Source organism: Dietzia sp. DQ11-44, assembly GCF_014145205.1.
GTDB classification, from domain to species: Bacteria; Actinomycetota; Actinomycetes; order Mycobacteriales; family Mycobacteriaceae; genus Dietzia; species Dietzia natronolimnaea.
In genome coordinates, this window is record NZ_JAALEC010000282.1 from 1 (window position 1) to 2,211 (window position 2,211).

The 2,211-nt window shown below is 71.9% G+C and carries 2 protein-coding genes and 1 pseudogene; all 3 read right to left on the reverse strand.

The window, feature by feature from the left end; all coding sequences use genetic code 11:
* Positions 1 to 537 (reverse strand): annotated as a pseudogene (locus G6018_RS07845) (anti-sigma factor); the annotation flags it as partial.
* Positions 534 to 1,115 (reverse strand): ECF RNA polymerase sigma factor SigK, encoded by a 582-nt coding sequence (gene sigK, locus G6018_RS07850; protein ID WP_042329923.1) that lies wholly within the window; start codon positions 1,113 to 1,115, stop codon positions 534 to 536. The gene sigK and the pseudogene G6018_RS07845, both read right to left, overlap by 4 nt.
* 74 nt (positions 1,116 to 1,189) lie before the next feature.
* Positions 1,190 to 2,211, reverse strand: a 1,022-nt coding sequence (locus G6018_RS07855; protein WP_182639317.1) for a molybdopterin-dependent oxidoreductase, incomplete at its 5' end; no start/stop codon positions are given.

Below are 2,211 nucleotides of genomic sequence, written 5' to 3' on the forward strand. Positions count from 1 at the left end.
CGTGAGCAGGGACGTGACCTCGTCCGGCATCGTCGCGGCGGGCGGGGACGCGACCGGGAGGTTGTCCTCCGGTCCCGCGTCGCCCGTCAGTCGCCCGATGGTCACCCCCGCGGCCACCAACACGATGGCCGCCGCCGCGGTGGCGAGGAAGGTCCAGGTCCCGGGGCGCCGGCGTTCGCGCATCCGGCTCAGGTCGACCACCGCGGCGCCCCCGGTGTCACCGGTGTCGTCGGCATCCGGGGTGGGCGCATCGTGTCCGGTCCCGGCCTCCGCCGTGACCAGGTCGAGCACCCTGGTGCGCAGGGATGGCGGCGGCGGGACGTCGAGGTCGGCGTCGGCCACCAGATCGGCCACGACCTCCCGCGTGGACCGGATGTGGGCCAGCATCGAGCTGCGTTGATCCGGGGTCGCGGCGACGAGCGCCTGCTCGACGGCGTCCGCCTCCTCCTGGTCCAGCGCGTCCAGGGCGTAGAGGTCGAGGTCCTCGGGATGAACCGTGTCCGGGGACCCCGGGTGATCGTGGTGTCGGACGGTCATGACAGCTCACCTCCCAGGCAGCTCTTGAGACGGCGCAGGCCGTCGCGGATTCGTGACTTGATCGTGGGCAGTGCGGACCCCAGCTGGTCGGCGACCTCCCGGTAGGTCAACCCGGAGAAGTACGCCATCTCGATGGACTCGCGCTGGTTCTCGGTGAGTTCCCCGAGACATCGACGGATGTCCGCGGCGTCCTCTTCCCTGGTGATCTCCTCGGTCACCTGGTCGGCGATGTCGCCGGAGTGCGTGATCCCCGCGGCGGCGTCCGCCTCGTCGCGCCGGGCCGCGGAACTCTCGGACCGCACCCTGTCCACCGCACGCCGGTGTGCGATGGTCAGCACCCAGGAATGGACCGAACCGAGCTTCGGGCTGTACCCCGAGGCCTGCTTCCAGACCTGGAGGAACACCTCCTGCACGGTCTCCTCCGCGTACCCGGGGTCGCGCAGGACGCGGAGCGCGAGACCGTGCACACGGGGCGCCATGAGGTCGTAGAAGCGGGCGAAGGCATCGAGATCCCCGGCCGCGGAGAGCTCCAGGAGGCGCCCCGGATCGGCCAGCGACGGGGCGGTGGGCTCGGACACGGTGGACAGTCTAATGCGCGGTGGTCCGAACGCACGGGACGGGCGGGTGGTGAGGAGGGGTGTGTCGAGGACGGTCATGTTCCCGACACCCGGAACGTGCGGTTGTGCCAGCCGGTGGCTCCGGTGGGGATCGGGGGTTGCCGTGTCTCCGTCTGCACCTCACCGGTCGAATCGGTCGCCCGGACGGACACCGTGTGCAGGCCGGGTTGGGCGTCCCACGTCCACGACCACATGCGCCAGGTGTCGATCGAGTACTCCTCGGCCAGCGTCGCCTCGTTCCACGGCCCGTCGTCGACCTGCACCTCCACCCGGTCGATGCCCCGGCGCTGGGCCCACGCCGTCCCGGCCACCACGACGGGGCCGGGCTCCAGCTGGGCCAGGGGGGCGGGCCTGTCGATCCGGCTCGCGGTGAGGATGGGTCCCCGCTCACCCCACCCCCGGTCGGTCCAGTAGGCACTGGCCCGGTCGAAACGGGTGACCTCCCAGTCCACCACCCACTTGGTCGCGGAGACGTAGCCGTACAGGCCGGGAACGACCTGCCGGACCGGGTACCCGTGCTCGAGCGGCAGGGGTTCGCCGTTCATCCCGACGGCCAACAGGGCGTCCCGGCCGTCCGTGAGGGCCTCGAGCGGGGTACCCGCCGTCCACCCGTCGACGGAGGTCGAGAGCAGCATGTCGGCCTCGGGAAGGGGGCCGGCCTCGGCGAGCAGCTCGGCGATCGGGAAACCGGTCCAGGTCGCGTTACCGGCGAGGTTGCCCCCGACCTCGTTGGACACGCAGGTCAGGGTGACGATCCGGTCCCGGAACTCCCTGCTCGTCAGGGACTGCCAGTCCAGTTCGACCTCCCTCTCCACCATCCCGTGGATCCGCAGTCGCCAGTCCGCGGTGGTCAGCGCGGGGACGCGCAGCGCGGTGTCGATGCGGTAGAACTCCTCGTTGGACGTGACGAACGGGGTGACCCCGGGGGCATCGGGAACGATCCCCTCCGGGACCGGTGGGGCGGCGTTGCGGCTCAACACCCGTGGCAGCTGGAGGCCCGTGCGCTCGGCGAGCGCGTCGGCCGCGCGGCGGGTCAGTGCCACCCCGGTCGCGCCCG